Consider the following 15107-nt stretch of genomic DNA (forward strand, 5'->3'; position numbering starts at 1 on the left):
GAAAATCGCTCGGGCCAGCCGTCGCGCGGGTGCTGGCGGGTGACGGGCCCCAGCTCACTCGTCGAACAGGGAGCGGACGTCGTCGGCGTCGATGCCGGTGCCCATCGCCCCGTCCCCTTCGAAGACGGAGGCGAAGAGCGCCGCCTTGCGCTGCTTGAGCTCCATCACCTTCTCCTCGATCGTGCCGGCCGCCACCAAGCGGTAGACCATCACCGGACGTCGTTGGCCGATGCGGTGCGCGCGGTCGACGGCCTGCGCCTCGGTGGCCGGGTTCCACCAGGGGTCGAGCACGAAGACGTAGTCGGCCTCGGTGAGGGTGAGCCCCACCCCACCGGCCTTGAGGCTGATCAGGAACGCGTCGGCGCCGCCTGCCTTGAACGCGTCGATCTCCGCCCGACGATCACGTGTCGAGCCGTCGAGGTAGCGGCAGGCGATGCCCTGCTCCTCGAGTCGTGACCGGGCCCGCTTGAGGAATCCGGTGAACTGGCTGAACACCAGCGCTCGGTGCGCTTCGGCGGTGACCTCGACCAGGTGCTCGACAAGCGCGTCGAGCTTGGCCGACCCGAGCAGCTCGTGCTCAGGGTCGACCAGGGCGGCGTCGAGGCTCAGCTGGCGCAGCTTGGTCAGCGAGCTGAAGATCGCCACGCGGTTGCTGTCGAAGTCGTCGACCAGCCCCAGGATCGTCTGCCGCTCGCGTTGCAGGTGGGTGTCGTAGACGCGCTGGTGCTTCGCCCCCAGCACCACCTCGAGCACCTGCTCCTGCTTGGCCGGCAGGTCGGCGGCGACCAGGTCCTTGGTGCGCCGCAGGATGAACGGTCGGATCCGCGCACGGAAGCGGTCGAGCGCAGCCTGGTCGCCGTACTTCTCGATGGGCTTGACGACCAGGTCGCCGAAGCGCCGCGGCCACGGGTAGAGGCCGGGCGCGACGACCGAGAGCAACGACCACAGCTCCATCAACCGGTTCTCGAACGGGGTGCCGGTGACGGCCAGCCGGAACGGCACGTCGAGCTTGCGGACCGCCTGATAGGTCTTGCCCTGGTGGTTCTTGATCGCCTGCGCCTCGTCGAGGACGAGGCCACCCCACGACAGGTCGGCGTAGGCCCCGGCCTCGAGCCGGAACAGCGTGTAGGAGGTCACCACGAGGTCGGCACCGGCCACCGCGTCGGCGAGGGCGCAGCCACGGCGGGCGGCCGAGGCGTCGACGATGCGGACAACGAGGCCGGGCGTGTGCGTGGCCGCCTCGTGGGCCCACGCGGTCATCACGCTGGTCGGCGCCACCACGAGGAACGGCGCGGCACCCGACGCCCGGGCGTGCCCGATCAGGGCCAGCGTCTGGAGGGTCTTCCCGAGCCCCATGTCGTCGGCCAGGATGCCGCCCAGCCCGGACTGCCACAGCTGCACCAACCACTGGAAGCCGTCGCGCTGATAGCTGCGCAGCTCGGACTTGAGGCCGATCGGATCGACGTCGGGCAGGCCCTCGAGCCGGGTGAGGGCGCGAGCCGCGGCGACCCACTGCTCGGCCTGCGCGTCGACCACTCCCAGCTCGGCGAGCTCGGCCCACAGCCCGAGGTCGTGGCGACCGACGCGGACGCCGCCCGCCTCCTGCTCCTTGATCTCGGCCGCTGCGGCGACCAGCTTGGCGAGGCGCTCGAACTCGGGGCGGTCGAGGGAGAGGTGCAGGCCGCTGGGCAGGATCAATCGCTCCTGCCCGGTGGTCAGCGCGGCCAGCACGTGGGGCAGCGGGACCTGCTCGCCGTCGACCTGGATGACGACCTCCAGGTCGAGCCAGTCGGTGTGCTCGTCACCGGGCTCGCCTCCCGCAGCGGGCTCGCTGAGCATGAACTCGATCTCCGGCTCACCGACAGCCGCGCGGTAGTCGGGACGCTCCCCCTCCTCGACGATCTCGACCTGCCCGCCGGCGCGCAGGGCAGGCAGCACGGCCTCGCCGAGCATCAGCGCCCACAGGTCGGTGATGTCCTGCCGGGGAACCAACGCTCCCCCGGCGCCACACAGCAGCTCGGTCGCGACGGCATCGAGGTCGAGGGCCGCCAGCAGGCGCGACTCCGCCCCGAAGCGGCGTACGCCGTGGGCCGGGTCGCCACTGTCGAGGTCGAAGACTCGCTCCTGCTCGGCGCGATAGACCCAGCTCCAGACCAGTCCCACGTCGGTGGCCGAGCGCCAGGCGACGCTCAGGCGCAGGTCGGGGGCCACCTGGTCGGGCAGCAGGACCGAGCCGTCCGAGGAGCTCAGCGGCATCCGGTTGCGCAGCCTCGGCAGGTAGTCGCGCTCGAAGGTCTCCCGGTCCTCGGCCGGCACCTCCAGGCTGCCACCCTGTGCGTGCAGCTGGCGCACGGCGTCGGGAATGCGACCGGCCAGGGGCGCGAGCAGCAGGCGTTGCTTCGGGCTCTGGGCCGTGGAGTCGGCCACCGTGGGCACCAGCAGCGCCACACCGTGGGGCTGGCGGCCGATCAGTCGCACGGAGTCTCCGGATAGGTGCCGGTCGTCGTGCCAGACGCCGACGCTGATCCGGCTCGCCGCGCCGGTGCCGATGACGTCTGCGGAGAGCGCGAGCGGGTCGTCGAGCAGCTCGATCGAGGAGAGGCGCCCGTGGGGCACCAAGGACATCCCGATCTCGTCGGCGCGACGCAGGATCGACCACAGCTGCGGACCGGCGTCGGTGAGCCAGGCGTCGCGGCCGGGAGTCGGCCCGATCGCGGCAGCCACGGAGGCGAGCACGGCCAGCTGGTCGGGGTCGAACTCGTTGCGCAGGTGGGCGTAGTGCACCTGCGACCAGCTGATCCCGCTCTTGACCCAGCTCTTCCGCGACCCCTGGCGCACGGGCAGGAGGCTGATCTCCGGCCGCACGCGGGCGGCGTACCTGCTGGTGGACGGTCGCGGCAGGTTGAACCGCAGGGCCACCCCGGGGCGCGCCGGGCGGTTGGGCCCGTCGACCTCCAGCTCGTGGAGCAGGGAGTCCAGGCCCTTGCGCCACGCGGGGACACTCGGCACGACCGAGGCACGCTCGGCGCGCTGCCGAGCCGTCATCAGCACCGCCGCCGCGTGCTTGCAGTTGTGCCCGACCGGGCACGTGCACCTGCCATCGAGGCGCAGACCGTGGGGATGCGGCGCGACGAGCACCGAGACGTCGTAGGGCGACGAGCCGGTGCCGGCGACCGAGCCGAAGACGTCGACCCTCTCGCCATCTTCGTGGACGTTGACCTCCAGCACCATGCCTCGGACGGCGTAGGACCGGCCTCGGACCAGGGCACCGTGGTCGAAGTTGCGGGCGATGGCGCTCTCGGTGATCGCGAGCAGCAGCTCGTGCAAGGTGTGTCTCCGCTTCCCGACCCGGGGTGTCATCCGTGGCTCCACGCTACGCCGCCGGCCGTCGTCGTGCAGCACCGTCCGCCCCGCTTGTGGAGAACTCCTCGGGCGAGCAGCGCTGGGGACGATCGGCGGGAGGATCTCGACCGCCAGCATGAGGTCGAGTGGCGCGGTGAGCACGCGTCCAGAGGCTCCACCCGAAGCCGCGTCAGTCCGTCACAACGACCCCGGTGCCTGCACCGGGAGGGAGAACCTCGCCCTCCCCGGCTGGATCAGTCGGCACCAAGCTGTCGCAGGCCGTCGACCAGGGCAGCCTTCGGCCCCATCGTCGGCAGCACCGCGACCACCTGCTTCAGCGCGTCGTCCACCGAGGCCCCGAGGAGAACGCCGTAGCGCGCGGCCACCGTGGGCGTGCGGCTCTGCGCCGCGACGCAGTGCAGGAGCACGACGTGTCCCTCATCGCGCAACCGCTTGACTGCGCGAGCCGCGTCGTCGATGACGAACTCGAGGTTCGGGTTGTCGGCGCGGTCGGAGTCGATCAGCCGGAACGTCTCGTGGTGCAGCCCGACCGGCACCTGCTCGGTGCCCATCCGGCACAGGCTGACCACAGCGGTCACCGAGTCGGGCAGCGCGTCGACGCCGCTCGCGCCGCCGATGAGGACGCCGTCGTCGAGCGGGTGCGCGACGAGGGCATCGTGACCGGGGCAGTGGTCGTAGGAGACGCGAGGCGACGAGACCCACGACCCGCCGCGCACGGACGCGGTCGCGAAACGGACCAGGTCGGCCTCGCGCAGTCCCGGCCAGCCGTGCAGCTGGGTGCGCCATCGGCTCGGGATCGCGGAGCCTCCCCAGCGGGCTCCGAGGAGCGCGCCGGCGATGGCGGCCACCGTGTCGGTGTCGTTGCCGATGCGGATCGCGGTGTCGAGCGAGTCGGCGAAGTGCTCACACGGCTGCCGCTCCCCCGACGGAACGATCGTGTGCCAGATCGAGGACCAGGCCGCCTGCAGGGCGTGGATGACGTACCCGTTGGGGTTGAAGCGCGACGGCGGGCCGTCGACGGCCTCGTGCAGGCGCTCGATCCAGAACATCGGGGCGTCGCTGACCTGTGACGCGATCCAGCGGAACTCGCCCTTGCCGGGGAACCTTCCCTCCAGCACGGTGTGGCGAATCGCCAGGCACCACAGGGCGCAGGCCTCACCTGCGTGTGGGTCGGTGTGCGTCAACGCCGACACCCTCTTGGCTGCCTCGACCAACGCCACCGGGTCGTCGAGGTGGGCCAGGGCGACCGGCGCCGTGCGCATCAGCGACCCGTTGCCACCGCTGCGGCCAGTGCGGTCGTGCACCGAGCTGGCGGCGGCCGTCATGCTCGCTGCGGTGGCCCTGCGGCCGGCGAGCGCGAGCACCTGGCTGGTCTGGATGCCGACGTCCTTGGGGTGTCCGGCATACCACTCGGCGAAGCCGGCGGCGATCGCGTCGAGCGCCTCGTCGGTGCGCAGGTCGGCGCCCGTCGCGGCCACCCGGGCGATCGGGATCGCCATCGAGGTGTCGTCGGTCCACTCGCCGGGGGCGAAGTCGGCGAGACCTCCGCCGATCATGTCGGCCTGCTCACCGGGTGCGAGGCGCACCCGGTCGAACTCGTAGCCCGCGCCGAGCGCGTCGCCGATGGCGCTGCCGAGGAGGGCGCCGACCGCGCGGTCGACCTGTGCTGCGGAGAGATTCACGAGCGGGCTCCTGTCCGGAGGGAGAGGTCAGCGCGGACCGCGTTGACGGTGGTGAGGAACATCGGCAGCGCCTCGAGGAACGCATCGGCCTCGAGCCTGTGGGCCGGCACCTGGAGGGCGGCAAGGACGCTGCGCTCGAGCACGGCGAACTTGACCAGCGGGAGGTCGCGGTTGAGCAGGGACGCCTCGACCGCGGCCTGGCGCCGGCTGCGCACGCCTGTGACGACCGCACCGAACGCCTCGACGATCGGCAGCTCCGGGTGGATCCGCACATAGATCGGGCTCGGCTGGCCGGGCAGCGGGAAGTCGCCGTCGGCGTCCTGCTCGATCGACTCCTCGAACATGGCCTCGAGACCCAGTGCCACCGCCGCGACGAGCTGGTCGCGCGGGGTGGCGAAGCCGGGCGGCGGGACCTCGATCAGCTCCTCGGCCGCTCGGGCTGCCTCGCCCTCGAGGCAGGCCGGGTCGACCGGAAGACCGATGTCACCGAGGTGCTCGGCGTTCGGACCCCACCCCTGCACCGACATCAGCGTCGGGTGCGGGACGGCGTACTGCTTCTCCAGCGCGCGGCTGACCAGCAGCGCCAGTCGACGGGAGTCACTCTTCGCGGCGACGCGGTGGAGGTTCGGTCCGTCGAGCTCGTCGGGCACCTCCCACCCGGCACGCGCCAGGCGCCTCTCGCTGGTCCGGTCGAGGCGGTGCCACTGGAGCAGCACGCCGTTGCCGGCGAGCTCGGCGCGGATCTCGTCGCCCTCGGTGACGGCGAACTGGGCGTACGGCGTCGTCAGCCCGCTGTCGTCGTCGGTCGACGGCATCTCGATCAGCAGGTGATCGTCTTCCGTCATGGCGGCGAGGTAGCCGGCGAGCCCCTTGCGGAACCTGCGCCAGGCCTCCTTGGTCTCCTGGTCGGGACCGGTGTTGGTGTGGTCGTTCATGTCATTCCCCCCTTTACGCAATTCTGCGCTAACTGCCTTCAGGTTAGCACGTCTTCGACAATCGCGCAGATCTGCTCTAACTTGGTCGACATGTCACCGGCCTCCGACCTGAGTCGCCATCCCCGCCCGAGCGTTGCCGTTGACGTCGTGCTGCTGACTGTAGGCGCGCCCACCGACAACGACCCTGACCACGACTCCGACCCACGGCTTCGGGTGCTGGTGCAGCGCCGTCGGCGCTCCCCTCGCGGGCTCGTCCTGCCCGGCCGGTTCCTGCGGGAGCGCGAGACCTTCGCCGAGGCCGTCGCCGCCACGCTCACCGAGAAGGTCGGCCTCGACATCGGCGACGCCGAGCCCCGGCTGATCAAGATGTACGACGCCCCGGGGCGCGACGGCCGCGCCTGGACGCTGTCAGCACTGCACGTGCTCGCCCTCCCCCACGACCGGCTCGGCGAGGCCGACGGCGAGCTCCTCCCCCTCGGAGCGGACGGTCGCCTCGCCGACGGTCGACACCTCGAGTTCGACCACGACGACATGCTGGCCAGGGCGGTCCGCCGGATGCGTGAGCACTACGAGACCGGCCCGGATCCGTATCGACTGCTCGGCGACTCCTTCACCCTCGGCCAGCTGCGCGACCTGCACGAGGGCGTGCTCGGTGAGCCGCTGCTGAAGGACACCTTCAACCGCAGGATGAAGCAGTACCTCACCGAGAAGCTGGTCAAGGGCGAGCCGGTCCGCGAGGCCGGGACCGGCGGGCGTCCGGCGCTGGTCTACAAGCGCGCGAAGGACGGGGAGCTCACCGATCGCGAGCGCCGGCGGTTGCTGCTCCCCCGACGGTGACGCGGCGGTGGGCGTGCGAACCACCCCGGTCGGCCGGAGCCGATACCGTTCCCACATGAGTCAGCCTGATCTGCGGTCCCTGGCCGAGCTGATCATCGCCGACCGGCCGGTCTCCGACGATCAGCTGCGCGCGGCTGCCGCCGGGCTCGACGACGACACCACTCGCACCCTGATCGCGGCCCGCGGACGGCTCGACCGACTCCGTGCCCGCGACCGCGAGCTGTCCGCCCTGATGTCGAGCATCCGCGAGCTGGTCGAGGTCCGCGACGTCCAGCCCCTGCTGCAGAAGCTGGTGGACCGGGCCCACGAGCTGATGGGAACCGACGTCACCTACCTCTCGGAGTACGACGCCGAGACCGACGAGCTCTTCGTCCGGGCCAACCGTGGCGCGGTCTCCGCCAACATGCGCGAGTTGCGCGTCCCTGCCGGAGTCGGGCTGGCCAGCAAGGTCGTGCAGACCCGCAGCGCGCAGTGGACCGCGGAGTACGACGTCGCCAACTTCCCGCGGGACTCCGAGGTCTCGGCGGCGGTCCGGGCCGAGCACATGAGCTCGATCCTCGGGGTGCCACTGATCTCCTCCGACCGCGTGCTCGGCGTGCTCTTCGCCGCCGACCGCTCCACCCACGGCTTCAGCGCCGACCAGATCGCCCTGCTCACCGCGTTCGCCAACCACGGCGCGGTGATCCTCCAGACCGCGCGACTGCTCGAGGCCGAGCGCACCGCCGCCACGACCGCGGCCACGGCCAGCGCCGAGGCGGAGCGCCGCGCGACCGCGATGGAGGCCTCGGCGGCCTTCCACGAGGAGCTGACCCGACTGGTCCTCGGCGGGGAGGGATCCTCGGCGATCGTGGAGTCCTTGGCCCGCGCACTCGGGCGCGACGTCGCCATCGCCGATCGCGACCTGCACCACCTCGCCGGCACCGGGCACGACTGGTGGACCGAGGGCCGGTTGCACCCCGAGATCCTCGCCGCCGTCGACGAGAGCCGGCGTACGGCGCGCTGGGTCGCCCTCCCCAGCGGCGAGCCGGACGCCGATTCGGCCGGTGCGTCGAACGGCGAGTCGGCCGGTGAGTCGGCCGGTGAGTCGGCCCGTGAGTCGGCCGACCATCCGGAGGACCTGCCGGCCGGCGTGGTCGCGGCCATGGCCGGGCCGTCCCTGCTGGGCGTGCTGATCGTGGCCGGCGCTGATGACTTCGACGACGTGGAGCACCGCACCATCGAGCGCGCCGCGCAGATCCACGCCCTGGTCACCATGCAGCGCGACGCCGTGGCCGACGCGGAGGAGCGGGTCCGCGGCGAGTTCGTCAGCGACCTGGTCTCGGGCCGCGCCGACTGGTCCACCCTGCAGCAGCGGGCACAGCAACGCGGCGTCGTGCTCGAGGGTCGATGGCTGCCGGTCTACGTCGACGACTGGGACCAGCAGCGGTGGAGCCTGATCCGATCGCTCGCCGCGATGGACCCGCAGTGGCTGGTCGCCCAGCACGGCACCGGGGTGCTGGCGCTGGTCCGCGCCGACGAGGAGCCCCAGGCACTGGCCGACCGGGTGGCGCAGCGCCTCGCCTCCCGGGCCGAGTCATCACGGTCCGGACTGGTCGTGGTGGGCGATGCCCGCTCGATGCCCGACATCCCGCACGAGGTGGAGTCGGTGACCGCGCTGGCCGCGACGTTGCCGGGGATCGGCGTGACCACGGGAGCGGTCACCGCCCAGGAGTACGCGCCCTACCTCGTGCTCTTCGGCGGGGAGGCGCACCGAGCCCACGGGTTCATCACCGGGCAACTGGCTCCCCTGGTCGAGTGGGACGCCGCGCACGGCACCTCCCTGGTGGAGACGCTCGGTGCCTACCTCGACCAGCACGCCAGCGTGACCCGCGCCGCGACCGCCCTCTTCGTGCACCCGAACACCGTCAAGCAACGACTCGAGCGGATCGGCTCCCTCCTGGGCGACGACTGGCGGAGCCCGGAGCGCCAGTTCCGACTGGCCATCGCGCTGCGCCTGCACGGCCTCCAGTCCTGATCGGACATTTCATCGGCGAGAACTGTGGCCACTTCTGACATGTGCCGGCCATCACAAGCGAGGTTTCCTAGAAGGGTCAGCAAACTTGACCCCAACTCTTGAGGAGCAGCACGTGACCACCAGCAGGATTTCCGGTTTCCGCGACCTGAGCGTCGACGAGCGTCGTGACGCCGTTGCGAAGGTTGCCGGCATCGACGTGGCGGAGCTCGACGCGTTCGACGCCGCCGGATTCACGGTGGACGCCGCCGCCCACATGAGCGAGAACGTGATCGGCACCTTCTCCCTGCCCGTCGGGGTCGCCGCCAACCTCACGGTGAACGGGCGCGACGTGATGGTCCCGATGGTCACCGAGGAGGCCTCCGTCATCGCCGCGGCCAGCAACGGCGCCCGGATGGCCCGCACCCTGGGCGGCTTCCACACCACCAGCACCGGCCCGATCATGCAGGCGCAGATCCAGGTCGTCGACGTGGTCGACCCCAACGCCGCACGGTTGCGCATCCTGGAGGCTCGTGAGGAGCTCATGGAGCTGGCCGCCAAGCAGGACCCGAAGCTGGCCGAGGTCGGCGGCGGCGTCAAGGACCTGATCGTGCGCATCGTGGATTCGATCGACGAGACCTACGTCGTGGCGCACCTGGTCGTCGACGTCCGCGATGCCATGGGCGCCAACGCGGTCAACACGATGGCCGAGGCCGTGGCCGACCGGATCGCGGAGATCGCCCGCGGCCGGGTGGTCCTGCGCATCCTGACCAACAAGGCCGACATGCGCCTGGCCCGCGCCCGCGCGGTGCTCGACGCCGAGTCGCTCGGTGGCGAGCAGGTCGTCACCGACATGGTGCACGCCTACCGGTTGGCCGCGGCCGACCCCTACCGCGCCGCCACCCACAACAAGGGCATCATGAACGGCATCTCCGCCGTCGTGCTCGCGACCGGCAACGACACCCGCGCCGTCGAGGCCGGTGCCCACTCGCACGCGGTCGCCCCGGACGGCCGCTACACCTCGCTGTCGACCTTCGAGGTGGACGCCGACGGCAACATCGTCGCCACCCTCGAGCTGCCGATGCCCGTCGGCCTGGTCGGCGGTGCCACCAAGACCCACGCCGGCGCCCGCGCCGCGGTCGCGGTCACCGGTGTCGAGAGCGCGGCCGAGCTGGCCGAGCTGATCACCGCCGTGGGCCTGGCCCAGAACATCGCCGCCCTCCGGGTGCTGGCCAGCGAGGGCGTGCAGCGCGGTCACATGTCGCTGCACGCGAAGAACATCGCGATCGCGGTCGGTGCCGGCCCCGACGAGATCGGCCCCCTGGTCGCCCAGCTGATCGCCGAGAAGGCGTTCCGCCACGACCGCGCCGAGGCAGTCCTGGCCGAGATCCGGGGCGCCGGATGACCTCGACCGTCGACCTCGGCCTGCCGATGGCAGTCCCGGATCCCGACGTCCCCTCCTCGGTGCGCATCTATGAGGTCGGGCCGCGTGACGGGTTGCAGGCAGAGAAGGTGCCGTTGCCGGTCGAGGTGAAGGCCGAGTTCGTCCGTCGACTCGTCGGCGCCGGGCTGACCACCGTCGAGCTGACCAGCTTCGTCTCCCCGAAGCGGATCCCCCAACTGGCCGACGCCCGCGAGCTCGCTGCGCTGACCGACTTCACCGCCGCCACTCGCCACCCGGTGCTGGTGCCCAACGCCCGCGGGCTCGAGGATGCCCTGGCTGCCGGCGTACGTGAGGTCGCGGTCTTCGCTAGCGTCACCGAGTCGTTCTCGCAGGCCAACCTCGGCGCCTCCCGTGCCGAGGTGGCTGCCGGTCAGGCGCTGGTCACGAAGGACGCGCTGGCCGCCGGAGTCGACGTACGCGGCTATCTGTCGATGGTCTTCGGCGACCCGTGGGAGGGACCCGTCCCCGTCGACGCCGTGGTCGAGGCCGCGGTCGCGATGATGGAGACCGGGGTGCACAGCCTGTCCCTGGGCGACACCATCGGCGTCGCGACGCCGGGCCACGTGCGCGCCGTCATCCGGGCCCTGGTCGACGCCGGCATCGACGTCAACGCCATCGCCCTGCACGCGCACGACACCTACGGGCAGGCCCTGACCAACGTCTACGCCGCCCTGACCGAGGGCGTCACCGAGTTCGACGCGTCGACCGGCGGAGTGGGCGGCTGCCCCTTCGCCCTCAGCGCCACCGGCAACCTGGCCACCGAAGACCTCGTGTGGATGTTGCACGGACTCGGCATCGACACCGGCGTCGACCTCGGCGCCCTTGTCGAGACCAGCACCTGGCTCGCCGGCCACCTCGGCCGGCCGTCACCCTCGCGAGTGGTCACCGCCCTCGCTCCCTCTGATCGATCGGAAACGAACTGATGTCCCGTCTCATCGAGGTGTGGGGCGACACTGTCGACTCACGCCACATGACCGGTGCGATTGCCCTCGGCATCGGCATCGCCACACCGTCCTTCCTGCTGGCACGCCGGATCTTCGAGGGGACCGTCGAGGACCAGTCGCTGGCCCAGTCCTACGCGCTGCTCGTCGGGCTCGCGGCGTGCCTGGTCGCGGCGTTCATCTCGGCCCGGCTCTTCAAGCCGAAGCGGGTGGTGACCGAGGTGGAGTCGACCCTCGAAGGCCGCCGCGAAGCGCTCGCGAACATCGCTGCCGAGGGTGGCGAGTGGACCGACCCGGCCGAGCTGGACCCTGAGGTCCAGGAGGAGCTCCGCTCCCTCGGTCTGTACGACGTCCTGGTCGAGGCACATCGTGACAAGGAGGTGTCGGCATGATCGAGGCATTCCTCTGGGCTCTCGGCATGGGCTTGGTCGGCGCCGTCGTCTTCGCCGCCATCGGTCTGGTGTCCGGCACCGACGAGACCGCCGTGGTCGCCCCGCTGACGCTGCTCGTCGTGCTCCTCGGCGTCCCCGCGGCCGGTGTGTTCAGCTTCTTCCTCGCCGCGGTGGTGGCCAAGCACATCACCCACGCCATCCCGACCACGCTGCTCGGCATCCCGGGTGACACCATGGCGGTGCCGATGCTCGCCGATGCGCAACAGCTGCGTGAGCTGGGCGTGCCCCACATCGCGCTGCGCAAGGCGATCTCCGGTGGTGTCATCTCGGCCTTCATCGCGGTGCCGTTCGCGGTGCTCTTCGCGACCCTGCTCTCCCCGATCGCCGATGAGATCGGTGATGCGGCACCGTGGATCTTCGCGGGTGCCGCCCTGCTGATCGCGTTCACGTCGAAGGGTCGTTGGGCCGCGATGGCCGCACTCTTCCCGTTCGTGCTGCTGGTCGTCGGGGTGAACATGTTCGTCACCCAGCAGCTCGGGCACGGACTGAGCATCAGCTTCTTCCTCGGCATCGCGACCGGTCCCCTGATCGCGGACCTGTTCCTGTCGATGTCGCCGGCGGGCCGCAAGACGCTCGAGCGCTCGAAGCCGTCGGAGTTCGACCTCGCCCCCGACGTGCGCACGTGGAAGGGCCGGATGCCCAACCCGCTGAAGGTCCTGGACCGCAAGCAGCTCAGCTACACCTCGGGGGCCGCAGTCGTCTCGAGTGCCACGTTCGTCTTCTCCCCCGTCGCGATGACCGTGATGATGGGCGAGTTCGCCGGGTCGCGGATCAAGAACGGCTACCACCGCCTGACCACGATGATGTCCGTGCGCAACGGCACCACGGAGTCGACGTACATCGCGGAGACGCTGATCCCGCTGATCGCCCTGGGCCTGCCGCTGTCGCCGATGGCGGCCGGTCCGGCGGCGCCGCTGTTCAACGCGCCGCCGGAATACACGGTGAACACCGAGACCGGCGAGACGCACAACCTGCACGACCTGCTGACCACGTGGGAGTTCCTGGTCTTCGGTCTGCTGGCCGTCGCCATCGCGTCACTCGTCGCCTACCCGTTCGCGATGACCAACGCCCACCGCGCGGCCTCGTGGGTCATGCGCAACGTCTCCCACGAGGCCATCATCGGAGCGTTCGCCGGGCTGATCCTGGTGATCTGCATCTATGAGGGCGGACTGCTCGCCGTGCTCGTCACGGTGACGGTCGGATTGATCGGTGGCCTGATGAACAGGCTGCTCGGGGTGCACTCGGGCGTGCAGTTCATGGGCTACTACGCCGCGGTGCTCACGGTGCCGGCGATCCTGGCACTCTGATCCACCGCTTCACCCGCGTGGCCCGCAGCTTCGGCTGCGGGCCACGTTTGCGTTGCGCTTCCCTGCATGCCCTCCGAGCACTGGTCGGGACCGAATCTGGAAACCGCGCAGGCTCACCCTCCCTCCCCCCACGACCGCCTCGGCGGCTCGTTCATTCTCGGGCTGCTTCGCGACCTGCACGAGGGCGTGCTCGGCGACCGCGAGCGCCGACGATTGCTGCTCCCTGCAGGATGGACGCGTGAACGTCTATCTTGCATGGACCTCGGAACCGCCTGACGACCTCGAGGGGCCGTGGACCGAGGCCCGGCCGATCGCACCGGGGCTGCTCCTGCTCGAGAGCACCGAGACGCTGTCGGTGGTCTATCACGCGCTCAAGTGGTCACTCTCCGACGAAGCGTCGCTGATCGTCTCGCCCGTCGACCGCACACCGAAGTCCCGAGGTATGGCGCCGGGCACGATGTCGTGGCTGCGCGATCGCACGTCACGACAGGGCGAGCCACCAGCTGGCTGGTGATTCACGCATCGTGATCGTGTCAGTTGACTGACCAAGTGAGCGTGGTCGGTCCGACTCGGACTTGAACGGCTTCCAGCTCCACAGAGCCGGGCACCAGGATCGTGACCCTTCGAGTCGTCGCACGACCGACCGGCACCGTGAGACTCTTCTGGCTGGCCTCGGCCGACGCAACCCTGTAGAGCCGGTTGTCACTTGTCTGAACGCGAACCTGCGGCGCTGTGGGTGTCACCCATCGCTCGGGCCCGATATTCTCGTACTTCACCCGGACGACGACTGGCCGCTCCTTGTTCGCACCGGTGCGACTCGCAGCCTTCGCCTTCGTGACCGTGACCTCGAGACCAGGCTTTCCATCGGTTCCACGAATCACGAGCTTGTCGCCGACATCTGCCTCTGTCGTTGAGATGTCAGCAAGGCTGTCGGCGAAGACACCGCCGACCCAGGCTCCGATCTGCGGCCCAGCGACAAGCATGAGCCCGATCAGGGCGGCTCCGAAGACGAGCCGTGGCCATGCCACCGTCTGCGACTTCCTCCTGGCTCGGGAGACCTGCCGGGTCCTCTGCTGTTCGGACCTCTGAGCTCGTGACGGCTTGTCAGGGCTGGCCGCGACGCGCTGCCGCTGCACGGTCGCCGACCGGAGACCTCGGTCCAGCTGGGAGGCAAAGCGTTGAACAGCCATCGGATGCAACACCGGAGGCCGCGACCTGAGCATCTCCACCAGCGTGGCGGTCGAGCAGATCATCACGTCTCGCGCCCAACCACTGACCCTCTCCTCGCGGACGAAGCAGAGCACCCCGGTGGCGGGAAGATCGCCCAGCAGTCGAGTGATGGCGAGGGCACCTTCAGCCGCGCCGTGGACGGCCGACTCACGACTCCGTCCGTTCTGACGAAGCACGTCGCCGTCCATCGCGATGGTTCCGGACCAGTGCTTGCTGTCGATGACGAACACGCCACCGGTGCCGATGACCACGTGGTCGATGTTGGCGCGTGGACGACCCGGCCACGCGACGTCGTGCCAGACCTGCCAACCGTCAGCACGAAGGGTCTCCAGCGCCGAAGCGGTCGCTTCCTCACCGCTCGCACCGCGCTCCCAGAGCTCGGCACTGCGAGCCAAGCGAGCGGCCTTCTCACGTTGACGCCGCGCGACTTCCCTCGCGGACTCCCCCGCCATCCAGAGCCTCCCAACCTTCGCCAGGAGGTTAGGGGCAGATGGGACTTCGAAAGTCCGCTTCGACGAAATCAATCGGGTTTGGCGGACTCTGGTCTAGACCGGTGGAGATTCTGTCGAAACCGAAGGTCACCCAAGAGGACGGCTGAGCCCGCGGCCTGTCGTTGGGCGGTGCCAGGGTGCTGGCATGAGCAGCAAACGGTTCGAGATCCTTCCACTTCGTGACGACCCGGAGGATTACACGTGGACGTCGCCGGAACGGGCTGAGTACTTCACTGTCTACGAGCGAGACGACGAGAACCTGGCGCAAGCGAAGGCCGATCTCCAACACTTGACGACGCGTTGGTCTTCGCATTGCGTCATGATCCTGATCAGGTGCTGCTGTGGACAGGTGCGAGGTACGTCAATGTGACTTCCCCGTGGCCCAAGTCGTTGCTTCGCCACCAGCCAACCGAGATCAACATTGCCTGAGGCGCA

Annotated in this window: 11 protein-coding genes; 7 read left to right on the forward strand and 4 right to left on the reverse strand. The window is 70.2% G+C overall.

All coding sequences use genetic code 11. The features are described from left to right. Window positions 1-54: 54 nt before the first annotated feature. The 3 genes from ncot_RS16095 to ncot_RS16105 form a co-directional block, all read right to left on the reverse strand. Window positions 55-3504: a DEAD/DEAH box helicase gene (locus ncot_RS16095; RefSeq protein WP_168618511.1), complete on the reverse strand. Its 3450-nt coding sequence runs from the start codon at window positions 3502-3504 to the stop codon at window positions 55-57. Between the two features lie 92 nt (window positions 3505-3596). Then, window positions 3597-5045, reverse strand: a complete 1449-nt coding sequence (locus ncot_RS16100) for an ADP-ribosylglycohydrolase family protein (protein ID WP_168618512.1) — start codon at window positions 5043-5045, stop codon at window positions 3597-3599. Next, window positions 5042-5980, reverse strand: a complete 939-nt coding sequence (locus ncot_RS16105; protein WP_168618513.1) for a hypothetical protein — start codon at window positions 5978-5980, stop codon at window positions 5042-5044. Before ncot_RS16105 ends, ncot_RS16100 begins: the two co-directional genes overlap by 4 nt. Window positions 5981-6127: 147 nt before the next feature. Between ncot_RS16105 and ncot_RS16110 the strand changes: the two genes are divergently transcribed. From ncot_RS16110 to ncot_RS16140, 7 genes are all read left to right on the forward strand, one after another. Continuing rightward, window positions 6128-6817, forward strand: coding sequence for an NUDIX hydrolase (locus ncot_RS16110; RefSeq protein ID WP_168618514.1), 690 nt, complete (start codon window positions 6128-6130; stop codon window positions 6815-6817). 55 nt (window positions 6818-6872) lie between these two features. Continuing rightward, window positions 6873-8831: a helix-turn-helix domain-containing protein gene (locus ncot_RS16115; RefSeq protein ID WP_168618515.1), complete on the forward strand. Its 1959-nt coding sequence runs from the start codon at window positions 6873-6875 to the stop codon at window positions 8829-8831. Window positions 8832-8916: 85 nt separating this feature from the next. Continuing rightward, the gene (locus tag ncot_RS16120; protein WP_206065022.1) at window positions 8917-10212 is read left to right on the forward strand and encodes a hydroxymethylglutaryl-CoA reductase, degradative; all 1296 of its coding nucleotides are present in this window, start codon (window positions 8917-8919) and stop codon (window positions 10210-10212) included. Further along, entirely contained in the window at window positions 10209-11174 is a 966-nt protein-coding gene (locus ncot_RS16125; RefSeq protein ID WP_168618516.1) for a hydroxymethylglutaryl-CoA lyase, read from the forward strand. The genes ncot_RS16120 and ncot_RS16125 overlap by 4 nt, the downstream gene beginning before the upstream one ends. Then, window positions 11174-11584, forward strand: a complete 411-nt coding sequence (locus tag ncot_RS16130; protein ID WP_168618517.1) for a hypothetical protein — start codon at window positions 11174-11176, stop codon at window positions 11582-11584. The genes ncot_RS16125 and ncot_RS16130 overlap by 1 nt, the downstream gene beginning before the upstream one ends. Then, complete coding sequence (locus ncot_RS16135; RefSeq protein WP_168618518.1) at window positions 11581-12951, forward strand: tripartite tricarboxylate transporter permease; 1371 nt, start codon at window positions 11581-11583, stop codon at window positions 12949-12951. Before ncot_RS16130 ends, ncot_RS16135 begins: the two co-directional genes overlap by 4 nt. 238 nt (window positions 12952-13189) lie before the next feature. Beyond that, on the forward strand, window positions 13190-13465 hold the full coding sequence (locus tag ncot_RS16140) for a hypothetical protein (protein WP_168618519.1): 276 nt from the start codon (window positions 13190-13192) through the stop codon (window positions 13463-13465). Window positions 13466-13484: 19 nt separating this feature from the next. On the opposite strand, the gene ncot_RS16145 is transcribed toward ncot_RS16140, so the two are convergent. Then, window positions 13485-14633 (reverse strand): nuclease-related domain-containing protein, encoded by a 1149-nt coding sequence (locus ncot_RS16145; protein ID WP_168618520.1) that lies wholly within the window; start codon window positions 14631-14633, stop codon window positions 13485-13487. Window positions 14634-15107 lie beyond the last annotated feature (474 nt).

The organism is Nocardioides sp. JQ2195, from assembly GCF_012272695.1.
In the GTDB taxonomy this organism is placed as follows: domain Bacteria; phylum Actinomycetota; class Actinomycetes; order Propionibacteriales; family Nocardioidaceae; genus Nocardioides.

Bases quoted from the DNA above. Each gene is read 5' to 3' on its own strand.
- ncot_RS16105 (WP_168618513.1), bottom strand. From the start codon at position 5,980: ATGAACGACCACACCAACACCGGTCCCGACCAGGAGACCAAGGAGGCC.
- ncot_RS16115 (WP_168618515.1), top strand. From the start codon at position 6,873: ATGAGTCAGCCTGATCTGCGGTCCCTGGCCGAGCTGATCATCGCCGAC.
- ncot_RS16125 (WP_168618516.1), top strand. From the start codon at position 10,209: ATGACCTCGACCGTCGACCTCGGCCTGCCGATGGCAGTCCCGGATCCC.
- ncot_RS16130 (WP_168618517.1), top strand. From the start codon at position 11,174: ATGTCCCGTCTCATCGAGGTGTGGGGCGACACTGTCGACTCACGCCAC.
- ncot_RS16135 (WP_168618518.1), top strand. From the start codon at position 11,581: ATGATCGAGGCATTCCTCTGGGCTCTCGGCATGGGCTTGGTCGGCGCC.
- ncot_RS16145 (WP_168618520.1), bottom strand. From the start codon at position 14,633: ATGGCGGGGGAGTCCGCGAGGGAAGTCGCGCGGCGTCAACGTGAGAAG.